The following is a 21,772-nucleotide window of genomic DNA, read 5'->3' as shown; positions in this document are numbered from 1 at the left end:
TTAGCCTATCTGCTTAATTTGTTTGAGTGCGCTTTCTACTACCTGTTCGACATCTTGTGAGATATCAACAAACAACGCATCGGCTTCATTCGGTTCAACCAAGGTTGCGAACTGGCTTTTCAACATTTCTTGACCATTGAAGTAATGGTTCTCGCGCGCTTTGTGGCGGTTCCAAATGGTGTCGAAGCTACCTTGTAGGTACACGATAACTAAACCTTCATTGTTCTTCCGTAGAATGTCGCGATATTGAGGTTTCAATGCAGAACATGCAATCACAGCACTTGGCTGCTCAATGTATTGCTTGTTGAGTGTTTCTAGCCATCCTTGACGATCTTCGTCAGTCAGCGGAATACCTTGACGCATTTTTTCTACATTGCTTTGCGGATGGAAGTCATCGCCATCAAAGAATTGAAGCTCTAAAGCCTGTGCGATACGGCTACCAATTAGGCTTTTTCCGCATCCAGATACGCCCATCACGAGTATTTTTTTGCTTTTCATAAGGCAAGCCTTCCCTAAGCCCCAACCAAAACAGGGGCTGACAATCGAATCTAATAGTTAAACTTGTGTTGCTGATGATCGGTTCCTGAACATTAGATTCGCTCTGGAACCTTCGCTGTTATTGCCACCAAAGCGCAAGCTGAGGGAAGATAATAACCAGTGCCAGAACCAGTACTTGAAGTGCAATGAACGGCAGTAGTGAAGAGAAAATCTCACCCAAACTGATGTCTTTTGGTGCTACCGATTTTAGGTAGAAAGCCGCAGGACCAAACGGTGGCGATAAGAACGACACCTGCATGTTTAGACAGAACACAACACCGAACCAAACGGGGTCGAAGCCAAGGCCAGTGATGATTGGAACGAAGATTGGCATTGTTAAAAGTGCTACACCTACCCAGTCAAGGAACATACCAAGTACCAACAGGATAGCCATCATGATTAGCAGCGTTACTGTCGCATTACCGCCACTGAGAGCAAGGATGGTTTCTTCAACAAAATCAATACCGCCCATTAGGTTGTAGATACCAACCAATGCACTTGCACCGATACCGATCCACATGATCATGCCGCAGGTACGCATGGTTGCGATGGCACTCTCTTTCAACATACTGAAGTTCAGTTCACCACGGATTAGCGCACTGATCATGATACCAACCACGCCCAAGGCAGAAGCTTCTGTTACTGAAGCGATACCTGTGTAGATACTGCCCAACACCGTTGCTACAGAGAGCAGTGGGAAGAACAGAGCCTTGAAGTAACTAGGCTGATTTGCAATGTCTTCTTCTGTCTCATCATCACTTGGAATTGGCGCAAGGGAAGGGTTCAGCTTACAGCGAATCAATACGTAGCCGATGTAACAGCCCGCCAGGATAAACGCTGGCAAGAAAGACGCTTTGAACAAGTCGCCAATCGATACGCTGGCTGTCATGCCGTAAATGATAAGTACAATACTTGGTGGAAGCATGGTGCCTAGTGCACCACCCGCACAAGTTGTACCGATAGCAAGCTTTCGGTCATAACCCAAACGAAGCATTTGTGGTAGTGCAAGAATACCTAGTAGTACCGTTTCACCACCGATAACGCCCGACATAGAAGCCAATAACACGGCTACCAATAACGTCTGTACTGCAACGCCACCACGAACCTTGCGGCCAACGGATTTCATGGCATCAAACAGATCACGCGCGATACCCGAACGGTCTAATAAAGCCGCCATCAATACGAACATGGGAACGGCGAGGAAAACATAACCAGAAGCAAAGCTGTAGGTACGGCTTGCGATCAATGGCAGGGCATCAGGACCAAACCAACATAGAGTAAAGAATATCGCGACAAAGCCTGTTACGAAGGCCAGCTGCATACCAGTGAGTAGCAAGCCAATCATCATAACCAGCATGAGCAAGCTGCCCCATGCGATACCAATAGAAGATAAATCAAACATCGTCATTCTTCCTTAGACCCATCAACTCTTGGATTAGGTGCAATACAAACTGGACAACAAGAACACACAAAACGACAAAGATCAGACCTTTAAGCAATGCAGGATAAGGCGCGTTTAACACTGAACCTGATGTTTCAAGGCGGAATTCACCCCATGGTGCAAACCATGCTTCCTCTGCGGTGAAGTAAGCCGCATAAGCGAGCATGCCAGCAAAGGCCAAACCCACAATGTGGTGAACAAGATTAAGATATTTACGTGCTTGGTTAGACACTGAGTCGTAAATAAGAACCACACGCACGTGCTTATTCGCAGCAAACGCGTAGATACCACCAATAATGAATAAAGAACCGCCGATGAAAGAAGCTGTTTCATGTACCCATGTGGTCGGGGCATCGAATGCGTAACGCATCACAACTTCATAAAATGAAATCAATACAGTAAAAATAAACAACCAGCTAACGAGATTACTGAACTTTATAACAAAACGATCAAGCGCATTTCTTGGTTGCTCGTCGTTTTCAGCTGGGGCGTGGGGGATTTTATCGGTCATGAGCCAAATTTCCTGGGAGAATACGGGAGAGCAGTGCCCTCCCCCGTCAGTAAACTAAGTTTGAATTACAGTAAGCCGTTTTCTTCTAGGAACACAGTCACTGAGGTGTAAACTTTTCCTGCGTTATCAGAACGCTCTGCAAATACTTTCCATTGACCTTTCGCGATTTCACGGAACTTTTTACGTTCTTCTTGAGACCAGTCGTGGATAGTGATTTCTGGGTTCGCTTGAGCTTCTTTAAGTGCCGCTTGGTCAGCCATTTTCAGCTGAGTCGTCATGTCGTAAGAGAAGTCACGCACTGATGTTTGCAGCATTGTTTGTAGATCAGCTGGCATCTTGTCCCATTTCTTCTGAGAAATAGATATATCGATAAGCGGCAGTGAGTGGAAGCCCGGTTGAACTGGGTGGGTAGCAATGTCGTTCATGCCCGCTTTTTGGTTTGTTGAAAATACTGTGTAGTCCGCGGCATCAATTACGCCTTTGCTCAGGCCAGTAAATACTTCAGAACCCGGCAGGTTTACTGGAGTCGCACCCGCAGCTGCAAATACTTGTTGTACTAGGCCTTCAGGTGCACGCAGTTTAAGACCTTTAAGATCCGCGACACCATCAATTGGTTTTTTAGAAATGAAAGACTCAACACCCGTAGTAGAAGCACCAACGAACTGAACACCGTAAGGCTTATACAGTTCAGTCATTAGCTCGTTACCGCCGCCGTAGTTCATGTACTGAAGCAGTTGCGTTGTGTCTGACCATGCGCCAACCATGTTACCGATTAGGCCGAATGCTGGATCTTTACCAGAGAAGTAACCTGTTGCAGTGATGTGGCCATCTAAGATACCCATTTTGATCGCGCCTAGCGTTTCTGTGTGCTTAACCACAGCACCAACAGGAAGTAGATCGATGTCGATACGTCCGTTAGACATCGTTTCTACGCGCTCGGCCCACTTCTGCTGAACCTTGAAGTTCAAATCACCAGATGGATCTGAAGATTGAATCTTAAGTTTAAAGTCTGCAGCCATTGCTGAAGTAGCAAATAGACCAGTGAGGGAAGCGGCAATCAGCGTTTTAGTCAGAGCTTTCATTTGGGTATCCTTATGAGTTTCACAGAGTCCGGCTTGTTATTATATGTTACCGGTAACGTTGAGATGAATGTTACCGGTAACTTTACAACCTTGTCTATGAGAAGGATCACATCTTTAACATTAGTAAAACGTTTGCTATCAATAAGAAAAATGCGACTGAAAAGTCACATTATAGGTTGGAGGTAGAGTTTAATTTCTTTTTAAGTCAGTGAGATAACTAAGCCAGCAATGATAAAAACGACGCCTACACCACGTGTAACGTGCCACTTTTCCTTTAAAAAGTAGATCCCCATCACTACGCCGAAGATGATACTTACTTGCCTAAGAGCAACAACCAAGCTGACGTTCTCTGTCATGGTCATCGCAAACAACACCAAACCATAAGTCGAAGCCATCATGATGCCGGCCACTGTGGCTTTCTTTCGCAGTATCCAAGCATTATGAAATTCGATTCTTTGGTTGGTTACGAATAACCAAACACTCAGCGGAATCACAATCGCCCAAAACTGAATGCCTAGGTAGAAAATCGCGGTGTGCTTGTTTGTGGTACTAAGTGTGCTTAGAGGCTCCAATAATAGAAGTGCCTCTTTATCAATAATCGAATAACCCGTGGTACCTATTGCGGCGATGAGCGCCCACAACACGCCAAGGTTTAGGTAGGCCTTAAGCCTCAACTCAGAGAATTGCTTCAACGGGACAAACAAACAACCCAAGGTAATCAAGGTGAACCCAATCCATTGATTAGACGACAGTTCATAACCAATCAACACAGTACCCAAGCCAACCATTAGAACCGGAAGAGCTCGGGCCATTGGGTAAATCACGCCGATATCAGCCTGTTTATAGGCTGCGCCCAAGCCGATCAAATAGATGATTTGGCAAATCCCGCTCAAGAAAACCAATTGCCAAAATGGAATTGAGATATTTGACAGGCCAACACTGTGTACATACCAGATCAAGTAAGGCGTCAATATCGCGGCAGCGGTAAAACCAGAGGCCAAGAAGAAAGACGAGCCCGAACCTTGATTAGATTTACCTAAAACGTTCCAAACCGCATGAAGCAAAGCCGAAATGATCACGATGACAGTGGCAGAGAATTCCATTTCATTCCTAAATTATTGACTAATAAAAGCAGTCGCTGAAAACAGGGGATAAAAAAGGCCTCCAGATAAGAGACCTTTGATCATTCCAGTTGGGCAAAACCCCAAAGCGAGGTGTGCCGATGTTCTAACGTTCGACTAACGCTCTAACTGCGCTATCGACTCGATACTGATCGCGTCATGACGCCAATATTCAATATCGCAATCAATCAAATCACCGTCTTGATTGTAATTAACACGCTCAACCACCATAGCCGGAGAACCAGAAGTCGCACGCAGAGCTTGCGCGGTTTCGCCAAGCAAAGACGTTGTGCTCACTCGGTAGCGAATCTTCTGATACACCACACCAAAGTGTTCTCGGTAGATGTCCGTCAACGACTTAGACAAGTCGTAGTCAAGCAAGTTAGGGAACAGCTCAGGTCGAATGTAGTTGGTCACATACACAACGGGTCTGTCTTCAAGATAACGAACTCTGTCTACTCGATAAACATCCGAAAAAGGTTGCAGCTCAAGAAGCTTAGTTGCTTCCTTGGTTGCTAACATGCCTTTCGCTGCCACTAATTCTGTTTTCGGCTTACGGTTCTGCGACAGAGCCATATTGGTGAAGTTCAGCGTTTGTGTTGGATCATAACGAAGCGGCTCGGGAGAGATAAACCAACCACGTCGGTCTTCTCGATAAATGCGCCCTTCCGCTTCAAGTAAAGACAAGGCTTCACGTAAGGTAACTCGAGTCGTATCAAACGATTCAGCCAGCTTACGTTCCGCAGGCAGTTTCTGTCGTGGTGTTAACATCCCCGACTCTATCTGCTCTACGATGACATCTTTGATTTTTACGTACTGCACTTCATTTCCTTTCATTCTTGTTCTTGTCGTCAGCCACTCCTTGGCCAACTGCAATATAAAATAGTTCTTTAGCGTTTACGCCAAGCCTGGGTGCGCTTCTCGAATAACTTGTTGATTAACATATGAATCAACTTCGCGCTCGCTGCCGATATCATGATCATCACCGCCATGGCAGCTGCTGCACCCGTTTGTCCCGCATCATCCATATTCAGTACTGAAACTGACGCAGGTATCGTATCGGTAGAATACAAGAATACTACCGCAGATGTCGTGGTAAGTGCATTAATAAACAGGTATGTCGCAATATCTAAAATCGCAGGCAAACAAACCGGCACCGTCACTTTAAAGAACAGCTTGTATTGCGGTAGGTTAACCGACGCCGCCGTCGCTTCTATTTCCTCAGGCAGCTGTTTTAATGCGGTTAACGCTGTCATGTGGCCGACTGTGTAGTAGTGAACCACCGTATTAATCACCAAGAACGCCATCGTGCCATACAAGAAGTTGAGTGGGTTACTCAAGTCATTGAAGTAGAAGATATATCCCAAACCCAACACCATACCCGGAACCGCCATCGGTACCACACTGAGCATTTGCATTGCTTGACGAACAGGACCGAAAGCGCGGCCTTTCTCAATGCAATAAGCACCCAAGAAAATCAATACGGTACCGATAATCGCAGTCCAAGCGCCGAGGGTTAAAGAGTTGAAAAATGGCGTCCAACCATAAGTACTCATCTCTGCGAAGTTATAGTTATTTAGCGTTAGCGTTTTATTCCAAGGCCAGAAAGTGACCATAGATCCGTATATCGCCATGCCTAGCACGATAACAACAGCCACTGAAATTACGGTGCAATAGAGTAAACACACGCCATCACGTAGAGTGTTTGGCTCTGGTTGGTAAGCGACGGAGCGAGTATCAAACAAGCTCTTTTGTTTCTTTTGAACCCAGCGGTCAACGGTAAACGCAAGCAACGCAGGCAATAGCAATAGGATGCTAGTCACCGCGCCCATAGAGAAATTCTGTTGCCCTACTACCTGCTTAAAGATATCGGTAGACAGAACGTTGTAGCTACCACCGATCACCTTTGGCACACCAAAATCACAAACCACCAGCGTAAATACAACGATCAAGGTACTTATCAAACCGTATTTTGCCGCAGGTAACGTCACCATGAAGAAGGTTTTTAGCGATGAAGTATTGAGTGCACGTGCCGCCTCATAAAGACGAGCGTCAGAGGTTCTCAATGAAGTAGTTAAAATCATTAAGGCGTGTGGAAACGTCCAGAATATCAGGCCCAGTGAGATACCAATCAAGCCATAAACCGAGTTGCCACCCAAGACTTCTTTTGCGATACCTTGATTACCAAATAAGAAGATCAAACTGATAGCAGGAAGCAACGACGGAGCAAGAATCGGCGCTGAACCCAACACCTGAAAAAGCCCCTTGAAAGGCATGCATGAACGAGTCAACGCATAGGCATAACCAAAAGCTAGTACCCCCACGACAACGGTCACTAACAACCCAAGCGAGAACGTATTTCCTACCGACTGCCAAAGGCTCTGCGAAGCAAAATATGTTGCGAAATTCTGTAATCCTACAAATTCACCGTCTGCGTTCTGAACACTCTTTTTCAACATTGCCCACAGTGGCATCAGAATGAATAGCGTCATGACCACAGACAAAAAGGCCAGCAGACCAAATAGAATTACGTTGTCTTTGCTTAACCGAGCCAGAAAAGGCTGTATTCGTCGTTGAACTAGCAGCTTAGATTGCATCATTTGAGTCGATTCCATGATTATTTACGCCGCCTCGTCTTTCATCACTTGCAGGCTTTTCGATGAGTAAGCTCTAAGACCTTCTTGATCAAATGCTACGTAACGAATATCACTGCGACGCAGTTTCAATCGATTGAACTCTTTAACTGATACATCAACGATGATCTCTTTCGCCGTTGAGTCATGTTGCAATTGACACTCAACACGATAAAACGCCCCGAGGAACTCGCTTGATACGATTCTCACGGGTAAGGATTCACTAAAACGATCAACAAATTGGATTTGCTCTGGACGAACGGCAATATCAAAAACCTCACCAAGTTTTGGCGTGAGATTGTCTAAGCGAGGTAACGGTAGCATCGACTCAGCAATACGCACCTTGCCTTGCACAGCAACAGAAGCTTGAATGAAGTTCATGCTGCCAACAAACTCAGCGACAAAACGACTGACTGGTTTTTGGTAGATCTCTTGTGGGGCACCTACTTGCTCAATGACACCATGGTTCATCACCACAATTCGGTCTGCCATCGTCAAGGCTTCATCTTGATCGTGCGTCACCATAATAGTGGTGATCCCCAGCTTGCGTTGCAGTTGGCAAATCTCGTCACGCAGGTGTGTTCTTACCTTCGCATCCAACGCAGAAAGCGGCTCATCCAGTAACAACAAGCCTGGAGAAAGAGCCAATGCGCGAGCCAAAGCAACACGCTGCTGTTGTCCGCCAGACAGTTGATTCGGATACTTTTGGCCAGATGTTGGTAAGCTAATGGTTTCTAACCAAGACTCAACCGTCTCAAGAGCTTCTTTGGTCGACATCCCTTGGTTCTTCAACCCAATCGCGATGTTTTCTTCAACGGTGAGATTTGGAAACAAAGCATAAGACTGGAACACGATGCCAAAGTCACGCTTTTCTGGTGGCAAGAAGGTCGTATCCGCTCCATTCTGCTCAATTGAGCCTGAGGTCGGTAAATCCAGTCCTGCAATCGCACGTAATAAGGTGGTTTTTCCACAGCCAGAGGGGCCAAGGAAGCAGACGAACTCGCCTTTGTCTATCGATAGGGAGATGTCTTTTAACGCTGTAAATTGGCCAAATTGCTTTACAACGTTTTCAATATTCAAATAAGTTTGGTTGCTCATACTACAGCACTCTTTAAATGGTATATACCAAATTTAAACTTTGAACATTGCAGTTGAGTGACAAATTTATAGAAGCTAAATGACAGTTACATTGCAGAAATAATAAGCATTAAAGATTGCTACTCGTTCAGCTTTGAAAGTTAATTCAGAAAGCCCTCAATAACTAGCCCATAAGTCACTGAGAGCCTTAATGTAAACCTCTAATTTAAACGCTAGATTAATTTATGATTCAACCTTGTCGGCTTTACCTGCCGCACCCGCGAGCTTTGCCAATTGTTTATCCAGCCACAATGGCGTGTTGCCAGAGTCTTCCGCGTTCTCTTTTCTTCGAACAGCATCTCTAACCATCATTGCCCCAACCCAACGGAATGGCTCTGGTGGGAAATAGCCTCGTGGACCGCTAGTTAAGCCACTACGTGTCCATTCGTTATCATCTCCTAACACCATTGAAGACAAAATTTTGCCTCCCATGCGAGTTTGAGCCACACCATTACCTGAGTAACCGAGGCCATAATAGATGTTGTTTTGGCCTTTTAGATTACCGAAAAATGGCAATCCTGTGACGGATCGGTCTGAACCGCCCGACCAGTTGTAATCGAATTCATTCTGTTCCAGTTTAGGGAACAATTTCTGGAAAGATTGATTGAGGATCGGCAGGTAGTTAGTCGTTTGGTTGAACATGCTTTCAACCTGATTTGCAAACGAGAATTTATTGCCGCCTTTGCCCAACATGAGTCGTCCATCTTCAGTGTCACGGTAGTAATGAACAAAGATGCGTGAGTCCACTATCGCCGCTCCTTTTTCGGGACCAAACTGCCTGAGTTTTTCTGGAATAGGCTTGGTCACTACCATGTCAGACGAGACAACCACAATGCTGCGTTTGAACTCTTTAAAGTGATCGAGCATCCATGCATTGAGCGCTAAGATCACTTTATCGGAAGTTATCGTCCCTTCCTTAGTTTGGACGCGAGCTGGTGAGCCGTAATCAAGAGAAGTCATCTCTGTATTTTCGTAAATTTCGATCCCCAATTCGATCGCAACGCGGCGCAAGCCTCTCGCCAATAAAGCTGGCTGAACGCTACCCGCAGCTTCTGAGTAGTAACCTTCAATGTGGCGATCCGACCCCGCTTTATCAGCCAAAGACTTATCACACTTCTTCCAGCTATTGATACCCTGCTTGACCAACTCATTAATCACAGGCTTCATTCCGCCCTTTTGAGCTTCATTGGTCGCCGTGTAATAAGTACCGCTGCGATACAGGTGCGCATCAATGTTGTGTTCGTTACAGAAATCTTCGATCTCGTATATAACCTTTTCCGATTCCTTAACCAACCATTTCGCTTGTGCTTTTCCGTAGAGCTTTTTCAGCGTCGGATACTTAGTTGACCACGTCAGCATGCAACCGCCGTTGGCGCCAGAAGCACCGCTGCCACACAAACCTTTTTCAATCACCACAACGTGCTTTTGAGGCTGTTGTTGTTTGATTAAAATCGCTGTCCATAAACCGGTGTAACCACCACCGACAATGGCGATATCACAGTTAACGTCTTTTTGAAGCGGTTTAGCGGATTCTAGCCCAGCATTGATGCTGCCAAATTCCTGTTCCAATGCTTGCTTGAACCAATATGAGTAGTGCTTTGTCATTTGTTGTACCTTACTTAAAACCTAAAGGCGTAAAACTAAAAAAGGAAGACCGAAGCCTTCCTTTACTGATTTCTAACTTCTAATGAACTAAATAGTTAAGTAACTGAATAGGTCGTCAGATTAAGATTTTGGCTCTGATTTAGCGTCAAACTTGTCAGACCATGTTTTAAGAACGTCTGCACGTTCACTGCCCATGCGAGCGAAGTCCATTTTTGCCATGTTCTTTTCTACATTAGGGAAGTTCTCTGCTTTGCCTGTCACATCTTGGTGACCAACAACTGGGTACATTTCGATGTAAAGTTCATTCGCTGCTTTAGAGATAGACCAATCGATAACACGTTGTGCAGCATCTGAAGGCTTAACAAGACCTACCGCTTCAGATTCCCAACCGATACCTTCCGGTGTAATCACAGAAAGTGGCGCGCCTTGAGTTTTCAGCTTCGCACCACGACTCGCCATAGAGATTCCGATAGCCACTTCACCCATACCCGCTTGAACACATGGCTTCGAACCTGAGTGCGTGTAGTGAGCAATGTTTTGATCTAGCTTCTGCATGTAGTTCCAACCTTGGTCTTCACCCATGTTTTGTAACCAAGCCGAAACCTGCATGTAGCCCGTACCAGAAGATGCTGGGTTTGGCATAGCAATGTGGCCCTTGTAGATAGGTTTCGTTAGGTCATCCCAAGACTTAGGTGCCGGTAGGTTCAATTGCTTAGCGACCACTTCGTTGAAACAAACTGCATTGAAGAATGCATCATTACCGTACCAAGCTTGAGTAGACTGTGGGTCGTTAAGGTTAGCGCGTAATGCTTCTACACCTTGAGGCGTATAAGGTTTCAGGATGCCCTCTTCTTTAAGCAGTGCCATTGAAGAACCAGCAAGTCCCCAAACTACCTCTGCACGCGGGTTGTTTTTTTCGGCCAATAATTTTGCCGTCATAATCCCAGTTGAATCACGTACCCACTTGATGTTGATGTCTGGGTTTTCACTTTCAAATGCGTTCTTGTATTTCGCTAAAATGTCAGTTTCAAAAGCGGTGTAAACCGTCACTTCCTGTGCTGCATAAGCATTACCAGCGAGTAGAGTTACTAACGCTGCAAGTGATCCTTTCATAAAACGGTTTTTCATCATTTTCTCCAGTCAGGCCCGATGCCAAGGTTAGAAGCTAGAAGCCCCATCAAGAGGCTTCTATGTCCATAAATTCATTTAGGTTGTTAACACACACCTTTGCATTGGTATGTACCAGATTTCGAGTATTAAGCTAACTGGCTTTTATGACGATTAAATGAACAAAAAATGGCAGTTTAAAGATCGGAAAATTGATCAGCACCAGTGACAAATTTGAATATGAAGCTTTTGTGAAAATAACGTTTGGGCTATTTACGACCGTTTAAATTGGTTGTTAAAGTAACCGTAAATATTGGTATAGTCCAAAATATGAATCACGAGAATTGAACATGAGAAACGAATACCTACTACTGACACCGGGTCCTCTATCTACTTCTGAAACCGTTCGCCAAGCGATGCTAAAAGATTGGTGTACGTGGGATGATGAATACAACAAAGACGTTGTTGAAGTGATTCGTAGCAAGCTAGTGACTTTGGCGACTAAGCAAACGGGTTACACGAGCGTACTAATGCAAGGTAGCGGCACCGCTTCAGTTGAAGCAACAATCGGTAGCGTTATCTCTAAAAGCGGTAAGCTTCTTGTTGTTGACAACGGTGCGTATGGGGCTCGGATTGCTCAAATCGCAGAATATTTAAACATTCCATGCCATGTCGTTTCCCCAGGTGAAACATCACAGCCTGGCTTGAACGAAATGGAGACTGCATTGGCTATGGATTCAGACATTACTCACGTTGCGATTGTGCATTGTGAGACCACTACGGGTATGTTGAATCCAATCGAAGACATCGCCAAATTGGCAAAGCAGCACAACAAAACCGTCATTCTAGATGCGATGTCGAGCTTTGGTGGCATCCCTATGGATATTGCTGACTTAGGTATCGATTACATGATCAGCTCGGCAAACAAGTGTATTCAAGGCGTACCGGGGTTCGGCTTTGTTATTGCAAAGCAATCAGATCTCGAGAAGTGTAAAGGCCAAGCTCGCTCATTAAGCCTTGATTTGTTTGACCAATGGCACTGTATGGAAAGCAACCATGGGAAATGGCGCTTCACCTCTCCGACTCATACAGTGCGCGCTTTCTACCAAGCTCTACTTGAATTGGAACAAGAAGGCGGCATCGAAGCTCGTCATAGTCGCTACCAAACCAACCAAACTACATTGGTTGCAGGTATGCGCTCTCTTGGCTTTGAGCCACTGCTTAATGATGATCTTCATTCACCTATCATTACTTCTTTCTACTCTCCAACTCATAGCGATTACCAATTCAAGGAGTTCTATGACCGTTTGAAAGAGCAAAGATTTGTGATTTATCCGGGCAAGGTTTCAAACGCAGACTGCTTCCGTATCGGTAACATCGGTGAAGTTTACCCGTCAGACATTGAAGACCTAATTGGCGCGGTGAAAAACGCTATGTACTGGGACATCAAATAATGACGACGACCAATCAAGAGCCGATTCTAAAGGCCACACACTTTCGAAGCGAAGGCGATGTGAACACCACGCCAGCACGCGAAAAATGGAACGAGTCGCTAAACGATGATGCAACTCAAGCGATGTTAAAACGTGACTCAGACGTGTTTCTTCATCAAGCCATGTCAACGCCTTGCCTAGACACACTTACAGCCGCTGAAGGCATCTACATTCAAGATGCGACGGGCAAGAAGTACATGGACTTTCACGGCAATAATGTTCACCAGCTAGGTTATGGTCACCCACACATCATCAATAAGGTGACTCAACAAATGGCGTCATTGCCGTTTTCACCCCGTCGCTTCACCAATCAAACTGCGGTTCAGTGTGCTGAGAAACTCACACAGATCTGCGGTGGTGATTTGAATCGCGTATTGTTTGCTCCCGGTGGCACATCAGTGATCGGCATGGCGCTAAAACTTGCTCGACATGTCACCAACAATTTCAAAGTAGTGTCATTGTGGGACTCATTCCATGGCGCGTCACTCGATGCAATTTCAGTAGGTGGTGAAGCTTGTTTCCGCGAAGGCATGGGACCATTAATGGCTGGCGTAGAACGCATTCCACCAGCGGTTTCTTATCGTGGTGCTTTCCCCCTTAATGACTCTTTTTCGCGTCGCGCTAGATTTCCGTTAAGTGAGTTTAGCTCAGGCGATAACAACGAGACCGCATGTGATGTGCATTATGCGGATTACCTTGAGTACGTGATTGAAAAAGAAGGTGGTATCGGCGCCTTCATTGCCGAAGCAGTGCGTAACACAGACGTTCAAGTTCCAAGCAAAGCCTACTGGAAGCGAATCCGTGAGATCTGCGATAAGCACAACGTCATGTTGATCATCGACGACATTCCTAACGGCATGGGTCGAAGCGGGGAATGGTTCACTCACCAAGCTTTTGATATCGAACCTGACATCCTTTGTATCGGTAAAGGTTTTGGCGGCGGCTTAGTACCAATTGCAGCCATGATCACTAAAGACAAATACAACACGGCAGCGCAAGTATCACTTGGTCATTACACCCATGAGAAAAGCCCTATTGGCTGCGCGGCAGCACTGGCTACCATGGAAGTGATTGAGCAAGAAAACCTACTTGAAAAAGTGCAAGCAGACAGCGTATTCGTACGAGAACACCTGCTTCAAATGAAAGAGAAGTACCCAGTCATTGGCGACGTTCGCGGCATCGGTCTACTTTGGGGCGTTGAGTTGGTCACCGATCATATCACCAAAACCCGAGCGTTCGATGAAGCGGAAGCCGTACTTTACCAATGTCTGAACGATGGCCTGAGCTTTAAGGTGTCACAAGGTAACGTGATCCAGTTGAGCCCACCATTGATCATCAGCCGCAGCGAACTAGAAGGCGCTCTGTCTGTATTTGAAAAAGCGATAGCAAAAGTCTGTAAAGACTTTGAATACCTTTGAATCTCCTTTTAAAGCATGTCTTGAAGCCATAATTTCAAGCAACCAATAACCTAAAAAATCATTCGTCCCCCAGTACTTTTGAACTGGCAGTGACACAAAAATAGGACATTATTATGAACACAACATCACCTATCCAAGCGGTTATCTTTGACTGGGCAGGCACTATCGTTGATTTTGGATCATTTGCTCCAACCAGTATTTTTGTAGAAGCATTCAGACAAGGTTTTGACTTTGATATCGACCTAGCAGAAGCGCGTGAACCTATGGGTATCGGCAAATGGGAGCACATCCAAGCGGTTGGTCGAATTCCAGCTGTTGACGCTCGTTGGAATGCTCAATTCGGACGCTCCATGACCAGTGAAGACGTTGATGCGATCTACGCGGCATTCATGCCTCTTCAGAAAGCAAAAGTAGCAGACCACGCAGCACCAGTTTTAAACGCGATTGAAGTGGTGAATAACTTAAAAGAAAAGAACGTAAAAATTGGCTCTTGTTCTGGTTACCCACGAGAGGTGATGGACGTACTGATTCCAGCTGCAGCAGTTTACGGTTATCTTCCTGACAACGTAGTTGCAACTGATGACTTACCGCAAGGCGGTCGCCCTGCTCCATTCATGGCGCTTAAAAACGTCATTGACCTAGGTGTGACGAACGTCGCTGCGTGTGTGAAAGTAGATGACGCGGCACCAGGTATCGATGAAGGCCACAACGCAGGCATGTGGACAGTTGGACTTGTACTATCAGGCAACGAAGCAGGCTTAACCTACCAAGAATATGTGGATGCCGACGAAGCGACACTTGCAGCTGCGCGAGAAAAAGCAAGCATTAAGCTAAACAAATCAAACCCGCACTACCTGATCGATACCATCGCCGACTTACCTGGAGTGATTGCAGATATCGAAAAGCGTTTGTTAGACGGTGAACGCCCGTAACAGCTAAAGCTCCGCTCCACCCTACAACTCAGATTATGTAGCCAAATAATCCGTTCACACAAAAAGATGAAACCTCATATCACCCAAAAATGATACGAGGTTTCATCGTTTCCAACATTTAAGACAACAATTGATCAACAAAAAAGCTATAAATAGCGCCTTGAAAACTATGAATACCAACAATCTGATTGACTATCATACGCAATCAGACTAACAATATATTAGTAGTGTCTTAAAAGCTCCACCTGAATCAACGCCTTGATTTACTTACGGTCGCAGTGTCTTAGCCAGTAAGTTATCGCTTTCCAGGCCAGTTCAGATAACAATAAAAATTAATCCAAGGATAAGATTATGAAAAAACTTTCTAAAATCATGTGTGCTGTCGTCGCAGCTTCCGGCTTAGCGGCAGCTCCTTCTATTGCTGCAACCACTTATGTTGGTGCAAAAGTGGGCATGGGTTGGCTAGATAGTGCCTGTGTCGATGGCGTTAAATGCGAAGATGATTCTGTTGCGGGTGGCCTTTACGGTGGCTACAACTTTTCTGACAAGTTTGCTCTTGAACTGAGCGCAGACTACCTAGGAGACTACGATACAAGCTTTAACAGCACAGGAACTTTGAAGCAATATAGTGATTCAATCGTCGCTATCTCTCTGAGCCCTATGTATCGACTCGCTATCCAACAAAAATTTGATATCTTCTTCAAAGCCGGCCCAGCTTACATCATGCACGATGACGAAGATGACGTAGTATTGTCTCTTGGTATCGGTGCTGAAAAGCAATTCGCTGAAGACTGGGCACTGCGTGTTGAATATCAATACTTCGATGATTTCGATGATAAATTCGTGCAAGACTTAAACTCTAACCTTGTTACCGTTGGCCTTAGCTACAACTTTGGTACAGGTAACACAACGGCTTCAGCAGCAGCCGCTTCTGCAGCCGTTATAACACAGGCTCCTGCAGAGCCAATTGCCGAACCAGAAGTCGTTGTTGTTGAAGAAGAAGTTGTGGTTACTAAAGCGAAAACTGAAAGCTTCTCTCAAGGTATGTTTGAGACAAACAGCACTGAATTATCTTCAGAAGGCAAAACTGCATTAATGCCATTAGTTGAAGTACTGCAAGCTCACCCTCAATCATCAGTTAATGTTGTTGGTCACACCGATTCAACAGGTGCAGCAGAGTACAACATGATGATCTCTAAGAAGCGTGCTGCTGCTGTAGCCGCATACATTGAAGAGCAAGGCATTGAGGCAGACCGCATTACAGCTTCAGGCGAAGGGGAAGAAAACCCTGTAGCATCAAACGCTACAGCTGAAGGTCGTGCGCAAAACCGTCGTGTTGACGCAACGATCCCAAGCTTCGAATACCAAGAAAAAGCGCAAATGGAAGAAGTTATCGTAGAAACTGCTCAATAATAGCACTCTACCTTAGTTAAAATAATAAGGGCGGAGCACTTTCAAGTGCTCCGCCCCTTTCTTAATCTGGCTATGCCTATAAACCGTAAGCCATAAGCTGTATAAATCAGTCTACCGCCAAGTGTACAATCAGAGACTAGACTATTTCCCAACTGTGGGTCATCTCTACGCCAGCACCTAGCATTAGACATACTGAACAGTACTTTTCTAATGAATCCACGCATACCTTAGCGACAAGCTCAGGATCAAGATTATCACCAGACACTTCAAAGTGAATATTAATCACAGTAAAGATCTTTGGTGCCGTTTCACGACGTGTCGTTTCAAGCTTTACATTGCAGCTGGTGATGTTTTGACCTGCAGATTTCAAGCCATCAACCACATCAACAGAGCTACAACCGCCAGCAGCCATTAACACCATTTCCATAGGGCTTGGCGCCGTAGCACCGCCACTGCCATCCATAACGACAGAATGACCTGACTGAGATTGACCTAGGAATTTAAAGCCTTCGACCCATTTAACTTCTGCTTGCATGCTGTTCCTTAGATGTACGAAAACCGCCATCATTATCTATTATATCAATAGTGGACACCCTACTACTGGCAGCATTGATGAGCAAGATTTTCTATTTGAGATAATTTTTTTCATGAATAGTGCAATTTTTTCCATCTAAACCCTGTCTCTATTCGTACATTCAAAATCGAATGAGAAAAACGTCAAGATGAGGTATCTATGAATAAGTTATCTAAAATATTGGTATCACTCGTGGTTGCACTACCACTGACTTCGCTATTTGTAAGCCAAACTGGCACTGCCAATACAATGGATAAAGCGATGGATTCAGGTAAAAGTGAAATCGCGACACTGGCTGGTGGTTGTTTTTGGTGTACAGAATCCGACCTAGAAAAACTGACCGGTGTCACCGACGTTATCTCTGGTTATTCCGGTGGTGAATTAGAAAACCCAACCTACAAACAAGTCTCATCAGGCAAGTCTGGACACATCGAAGTGATCAATGTGACTTATAACCCTGAAGTGGTTAGCTACGAGCAAGTGCTTGATCAGTTCTTCAGACACATCGACCCAACCGATGACAAAGGCTCATTCGTAGATAGAGGCCCTCAATATCGACCTGCTATTTTCTATCATAACCAAGAGCAAAAAGACGTCGCTCAGAGCTTCATGATGGAAATCGACAAAGCTCAGATTTTTGGGAAGCCATTAAAAACAGAACTGATTGAATTTGGAAAATTTTGGCCAGCGGAAGACTATCACCAAGATTATTACAAAAAGAGCAAAGTTCGTTATAACTACTACCGCTATGCTTCGGGTCGTGATCAGTACCTAGATAAAATCTTCGGCGAGGATAGAAAAGAAAACCCACAAACACTCCGTCAGATCATCGACAGTAAGAATGCAACAGCCAACGCTAAGACCTACGTGAAGCCGTCTGATGCAGAGATCAAAGCATCTCTAACTTCACTGCAATACGATGTCACACAAGACGACGCAACAGAGCGCCCGTTTGACAACAAGTATTGGGATAACAAGCAGGAAGGCATTTACGTCGATATAGTGACTGGTGAGCCATTGTTCTCTTCAAAAGATAAGTACAAATCAGGTACAGGTTGGCCGAGCTTTACCCAACCAATCAGCGAGGCTTATGTCGTAACGACGACTGACTATAAGCTGCTATACCCAAGAACTGAGGTTCGCAGTAAATTTGGTGACTCTCATCTAGGTCATGTATTTAAAGATGGTCCAAAGCCAACAGGTTTACGCTACTGCATGAATTCAGCTGCAATGCGTTTTGTCCCTGCAGATAAATTAGCAGAACAAGGTTATGAGGAATACGTGGAAATGTTTGAGGGTTAAATAGCTCTGCATAAAAATCTAACCATAAACAACAAAGCCAGCATATCGCTGGCTTTGTTATGACTAACAAATCTTTTTTACTAACCTATTAACATTATTAACCCGTCAACACCGTATCTTCTGGGTATTTCAATAAGGACGGTTCTGGACGAGCTAACATGTACGCCAAAGTCAAAGGACCAATACGCCCTATTACCATCACGACAATCATGATGTATTTCCCAGGCTCAGAAAGATTGGCTGTTAGTCCCGCCGTTAACCCAACCGTTGCAAAAGCAGAAATCACTTCAAACATCACTCGATCAAACGCCGCTTTTTCAGTAAGCATTAACAAAAACATCGCGGTAGTTAATAGCGCGCCACTGACCACAATAATGGCCAATGACTTTGTTACCGCTTGCCACGTTACCGTACGTTTAAACATCACCACATGTTTTTTCTGACGTAGAAAAGTCCAGGTCGCAACAAATGCCACGGCAAAGGTCGATACCTTAATTCCGCCCCCTGTAGAAGTTGAGCCTGCACCAATCAGCATCAGTACTATCATCACCAACAATGCAGGTTGTGTGTACTGCGATAAGTCTACGCTATTGAAACCAGCAGTACGTGCGCTAGCAGACTGGAAAAAAGCCGCAAGCCACTGACCTTGGATAGACAAACCTTCCATCGTTGTTGAGTTATTCCTCTCCAATAACCAAAACATCACTGTGCCTACTAACAATAAAGTCGGTGTCGCCGTTAACATTATCTTAGTGTGTAGATGAAGGTGTTTGAATCCTCTACGCCAATTACTAGAGAGATCGCCAACCACCGTAAAACCTAGTCCACCAAAGATAAATAGGCCCGCTAAGGTAAAGATCACCAATGGATCATCGACAAAACTCATCATACTGTCTGAAAATAGGGCAAAGCCTGCGTTATTGAACGCTGAAATCGCATGAAAAAGCGCATAAAAGCTTCCCGTTGCCCAACCCATTTCAGGAACCCAACGGAAACAGAGCAACACGAAACCAAGACACTCCGCAACCAATGCAAAGATGATAATCTTCTTGACTAACTTTCGGAGGTTAACCTTACGATCTTGTCCAAGCGCTTCCTTCGCCAATGCTTGTTGTTTCAAGCTTAACCGAACTCCAAACATGTAGAGCAGTACCGCAGACAACGTCATCTGCCCCAAGCCACCCACTTGCATCAAAAACATCAGCAAAATCTTTCCAGACAAGGTGAAATGCTCACCAGTATCGACCACGCCTAGTCCAGTCACACTGATCGCTGATGTAGCCGTAAATAATGCATCCGTAAAACTTAACCCTGTAACCGAAAAAACAGGCAGAGTCAGCAATATGGCAGAAGGAATAAGCACCGCAAGAAAGCTCGTCAGGATAACCTTAGGTTCAGAGCCTTTTTTGCGCTTGTTATCTTGCTCTAAAGCGTAAAACAGCCCTCTTCGATTTAACGAATTCATATACTCACCTTACGATAAGTTTTTTAGTTTATGAGCCAAGAGAGTTTTCGGTCCTGCAATAATAACGACATCACCTATCTCCAAACTGATATCCAACGACGGCGCTTTGGTTAGGTTAGGACCGCGCTTAAAGCCCAAGACTTGTACATCCGCTTCTTTACACAGGTTTAAATCGCAGAGTCGTTTTCCTAAAAATTTATGCCCTATTACGATTTCTGTCATCGCTAGGTCGCTACCGAGATCTATGAATTCCAGGACGCGTTTATCTAACATTTTTCGAGCTACGCGTATTCCCATATCTCGTTCCGGCATGATGATATGATCGGCACCTATTTTCGAAAGGATTTTGCCGTGAAACTTATCATTGGCTTTTACCCAAACCGTTTTTGCCCCGGCCTCTTTGACGACCAATGTAGTCAGGATACTGGCGTTAACGTCAGCCCCAATTGAAACCATCACCATGTCGTACTCGTCGAGCCTTAACTCTTTAACTGTCTCTTCGCTTGTACAGTTCGCAACAATCGCTTGAGAAACAAAAGCCGCCGCATCTTTCACTCTCTCTTCATCAATATCGACAGCGAGTACCTGTGAGCCTGAACTTTGTAGCTCTTTACAGACAGAGAGACCAAAACGTCCCAAGCCAATAACTGCATATTGTTTGTCACTCATTTATTACTCCACTTACAAAGCTACGTCGCATCGAAAACAAGCAACGAAATTGTCTTCATACAAAAAAACGACTATATATCCATATAGAGATACAATTGTCAGCTAATCGCTTGATTTATAAAGGTAGAGAACAAAAGTGATTTCTGCTAATTTCTAACCCACTATTTCTGCGGCAGTACACACAATGAATGAATTCATAACCCAAGTACAAACCTACATTAACCAGAGCCATAGTGATTGGGCAAGCAGCGTCCTATTCATCACTATTGCGAGTTTTCTCGCTTGGGTCGCTTGGCGAATTATCCATAATCGCTTAGAAATTCTGGTTCAGAAAACCCCTTTCCACTGGGACGACCTACTATTAGAGGCGCTAAAAACGCCTGTCAGTACATTACTCTGGTGTTGGCCTGCAACTGTCTCTGTGGGGTTAATCCTTCAAGACCAGTTTGGTAATGAAATTAATTGGTTAAAAACACTTAAGCACATATTAATTATCTGTACCTTCGTTTGGTTTACCTTGCGAATGATCACCAACACTGAAGCGTACGTCTTAGAGCAAAAAACCAGAGACGAAACCACAGTACAAGCTATCGCTAAAGTCGCTCGCTTGTTCTTTATGGTGATGGGCGGCCTGACCATCATGCAGGCATTTGGTCTGAGCCTATCTGGCTTACTCACCTTCGGTGGTGTGGGTGGCTTAATCGTCGGTTTGGCAGCAAAGGATCTACTGTCGAATTTCTTTGGCGGCATGATGATTTACTTCGACCGTCCTTTTAAAGTCGGTGATTGGATACGCTCACCAGACCGCCAAATCGAAGGTACTGTCGAACGTATTGGCTGGCGCATGACGATCATTCGCACCTTTGATAAACGTCCACTTTATGTCCCGAACTCAGTTTTCAGTAGCATCGTGGTGGAAAACCCATCAAGAATGCTCAACAGAAGAATCAACGAAACCTTTGGACTTCGTTATCAAGATGCAGACAAACTGGCTCTCATTGTCGATGACGTAAAAACCATGCTCGAAAACCACAAAGATATCGATGCCAAGCAAACACTCATCGTGAACTTTGATAAATTTGGGCCATCAACACTAAACTTCTTTATCTACACTTTTACAAAGACAGTCAATTGGGTGAGATACCACAAAGTTAAGCAGGATGTGTTATTACAAGTGTTAGAGATTATTCATAAGCACGATGCTGATATTGCATTCCCTACACAGACACTCAAGATCGATCCTCAAGATTTTGGCGAAGCGCAAGGTATGGTCATTTCCAACCCAGAAGGTCATCAATAAGCACGGCTATATTGATGACCGTTTATAGCTTC

At 44.8% G+C, this 21,772-nt stretch carries 19 protein-coding genes; 6 read left to right on the top strand and 13 right to left on the bottom strand.

The window, feature by feature from the left end:
• The 10 genes from K08M4_RS16940 to K08M4_RS16895 all read right to left on the bottom strand — a co-directional run bounded on the left by K08M4_RS16940 (window position 1) and on the right by K08M4_RS16895 (window position 11,198).
• Window positions 1-498, bottom strand: coding sequence for a gluconokinase (locus K08M4_RS16940; protein ID WP_017059513.1), 498 nt, complete (start codon window positions 496-498; stop codon window positions 1-3).
• A gap of 118 nt (window positions 499-616) precedes the next feature.
• Entirely contained in the window at window positions 617-1,939 is a 1,323-nt protein-coding gene (locus K08M4_RS16935; protein ID WP_010428786.1) for a TRAP transporter large permease, read from the bottom strand.
• Window positions 1,932-2,489, bottom strand: a complete 558-nt coding sequence (locus K08M4_RS16930) for a TRAP transporter small permease subunit (RefSeq protein WP_004730132.1) — start codon at window positions 2,487-2,489, stop codon at window positions 1,932-1,934. The genes K08M4_RS16935 and K08M4_RS16930 overlap by 8 nt, the downstream gene beginning before the upstream one ends.
• A gap of 65 nt (window positions 2,490-2,554) precedes the next feature.
• Window positions 2,555-3,571, bottom strand: coding sequence for a TRAP transporter substrate-binding protein (locus tag K08M4_RS16925; protein ID WP_009845626.1), 1,017 nt, complete (start codon window positions 3,569-3,571; stop codon window positions 2,555-2,557).
• 200 nt (window positions 3,572-3,771) lie between these two features.
• A complete protein-coding gene (locus tag K08M4_RS16920) occupies window positions 3,772-4,674 on the bottom strand; it encodes an EamA family transporter (RefSeq protein WP_086050738.1) in 903 nt (300 codons plus the stop codon).
• Between the two features lie 135 nt (window positions 4,675-4,809).
• Window positions 4,810-5,514: a phosphonate utilization transcriptional regulator PhnR gene (gene phnR, locus K08M4_RS16915; RefSeq protein ID WP_086051499.1), complete on the bottom strand. Its 705-nt coding sequence runs from the start codon at window positions 5,512-5,514 to the stop codon at window positions 4,810-4,812.
• 68 nt (window positions 5,515-5,582) lie between these two features.
• Window positions 5,583-7,292, bottom strand: coding sequence for a putative 2-aminoethylphosphonate ABC transporter permease subunit (locus K08M4_RS16910; protein WP_435532568.1), 1,710 nt, complete (start codon window positions 7,290-7,292; stop codon window positions 5,583-5,585).
• 21 nt (window positions 7,293-7,313) lie between these two features.
• Window positions 7,314-8,423 carry a putative 2-aminoethylphosphonate ABC transporter ATP-binding protein gene (locus K08M4_RS16905; RefSeq protein ID WP_086050736.1) on the bottom strand — a complete coding sequence of 370 codons (1,110 nt, stop codon included), beginning with the start codon at window positions 8,421-8,423 and terminating at the stop codon, window positions 7,314-7,316.
• Between the two features lie 222 nt (window positions 8,424-8,645).
• Complete coding sequence (locus tag K08M4_RS16900) at window positions 8,646-10,067, bottom strand: FAD-dependent oxidoreductase (protein ID WP_086050735.1); 1,422 nt, start codon at window positions 10,065-10,067, stop codon at window positions 8,646-8,648.
• A 120-nt stretch (window positions 10,068-10,187) separates the two neighbouring features.
• Window positions 10,188-11,198: a putative 2-aminoethylphosphonate ABC transporter substrate-binding protein gene (locus K08M4_RS16895; protein ID WP_054542987.1), complete on the bottom strand. Its 1,011-nt coding sequence runs from the start codon at window positions 11,196-11,198 to the stop codon at window positions 10,188-10,190.
• Between the two features lie 326 nt (window positions 11,199-11,524).
• Between K08M4_RS16895 and phnW the strand changes: the two genes are divergently transcribed.
• The 4 genes from phnW to K08M4_RS16875 all read left to right on the top strand — a co-directional run bounded on the left by phnW (window position 11,525) and on the right by K08M4_RS16875 (window position 16,430).
• Window positions 11,525-12,628 (top strand): 2-aminoethylphosphonate--pyruvate transaminase, encoded by a 1,104-nt coding sequence (gene phnW, locus K08M4_RS16890; protein WP_086050734.1) that lies wholly within the window; start codon window positions 11,525-11,527, stop codon window positions 12,626-12,628.
• A complete protein-coding gene (locus tag K08M4_RS16885) occupies window positions 12,628-14,085 on the top strand; it encodes an aspartate aminotransferase family protein (protein WP_086050733.1) in 1,458 nt (485 codons plus the stop codon). Before phnW ends, K08M4_RS16885 begins: the two co-directional genes overlap by 1 nt.
• A gap of 113 nt (window positions 14,086-14,198) precedes the next feature.
• On the top strand, window positions 14,199-15,017 hold the full coding sequence (gene phnX / locus K08M4_RS16880; RefSeq protein WP_086050732.1) for a phosphonoacetaldehyde hydrolase: 819 nt from the start codon (window positions 14,199-14,201) through the stop codon (window positions 15,015-15,017).
• 351 nt (window positions 15,018-15,368) lie between these two features.
• Window positions 15,369-16,430: an OmpA family protein gene (locus K08M4_RS16875; RefSeq protein ID WP_086050731.1), complete on the top strand. Its 1,062-nt coding sequence runs from the start codon at window positions 15,369-15,371 to the stop codon at window positions 16,428-16,430.
• Between the two features lie 136 nt (window positions 16,431-16,566).
• Here the strand turns inward: K08M4_RS16875 and K08M4_RS16870 are convergent, their stop codons facing one another.
• The gene (locus K08M4_RS16870; RefSeq protein ID WP_086050730.1) at window positions 16,567-16,965 is read right to left on the bottom strand and encodes an OsmC family protein; all 399 of its coding nucleotides are present in this window, start codon (window positions 16,963-16,965) and stop codon (window positions 16,567-16,569) included.
• A gap of 198 nt (window positions 16,966-17,163) precedes the next feature.
• Between K08M4_RS16870 and msrB the strand changes: the two genes are divergently transcribed.
• Complete coding sequence (gene msrB / locus K08M4_RS16865; protein ID WP_086050729.1) at window positions 17,164-18,306, top strand: peptide-methionine (R)-S-oxide reductase MsrB; 1,143 nt, start codon at window positions 17,164-17,166, stop codon at window positions 18,304-18,306.
• 97 nt (window positions 18,307-18,403) lie between these two features.
• On the opposite strand, the gene K08M4_RS16860 is transcribed toward msrB, so the two are convergent.
• Window positions 18,404-19,771, bottom strand: coding sequence for a TrkH family potassium uptake protein (locus K08M4_RS16860; RefSeq protein ID WP_017075819.1), 1,368 nt, complete (start codon window positions 19,769-19,771; stop codon window positions 18,404-18,406).
• Between the two features lie 9 nt (window positions 19,772-19,780).
• Window positions 19,781-20,440, bottom strand: coding sequence for a potassium channel family protein (locus K08M4_RS16855; protein WP_086050728.1), 660 nt, complete (start codon window positions 20,438-20,440; stop codon window positions 19,781-19,783).
• A 184-nt stretch (window positions 20,441-20,624) separates the two neighbouring features.
• On the opposite strand from K08M4_RS16855, the gene K08M4_RS16850 reads away from it, so the two are divergent.
• Entirely contained in the window at window positions 20,625-21,740 is a 1,116-nt protein-coding gene (locus K08M4_RS16850; protein ID WP_086050727.1) for a mechanosensitive ion channel family protein, read from the top strand.
• Window positions 21,741-21,772 lie beyond the last annotated feature (32 nt).

Source organism: Vibrio syngnathi, from assembly GCF_002119525.1.
In the GTDB taxonomy this organism is placed as follows: domain Bacteria; phylum Pseudomonadota; class Gammaproteobacteria; order Enterobacterales; family Vibrionaceae; genus Vibrio; species Vibrio syngnathi.
This window is presented reverse-complemented; position numbering and strand designations above follow the sequence as displayed.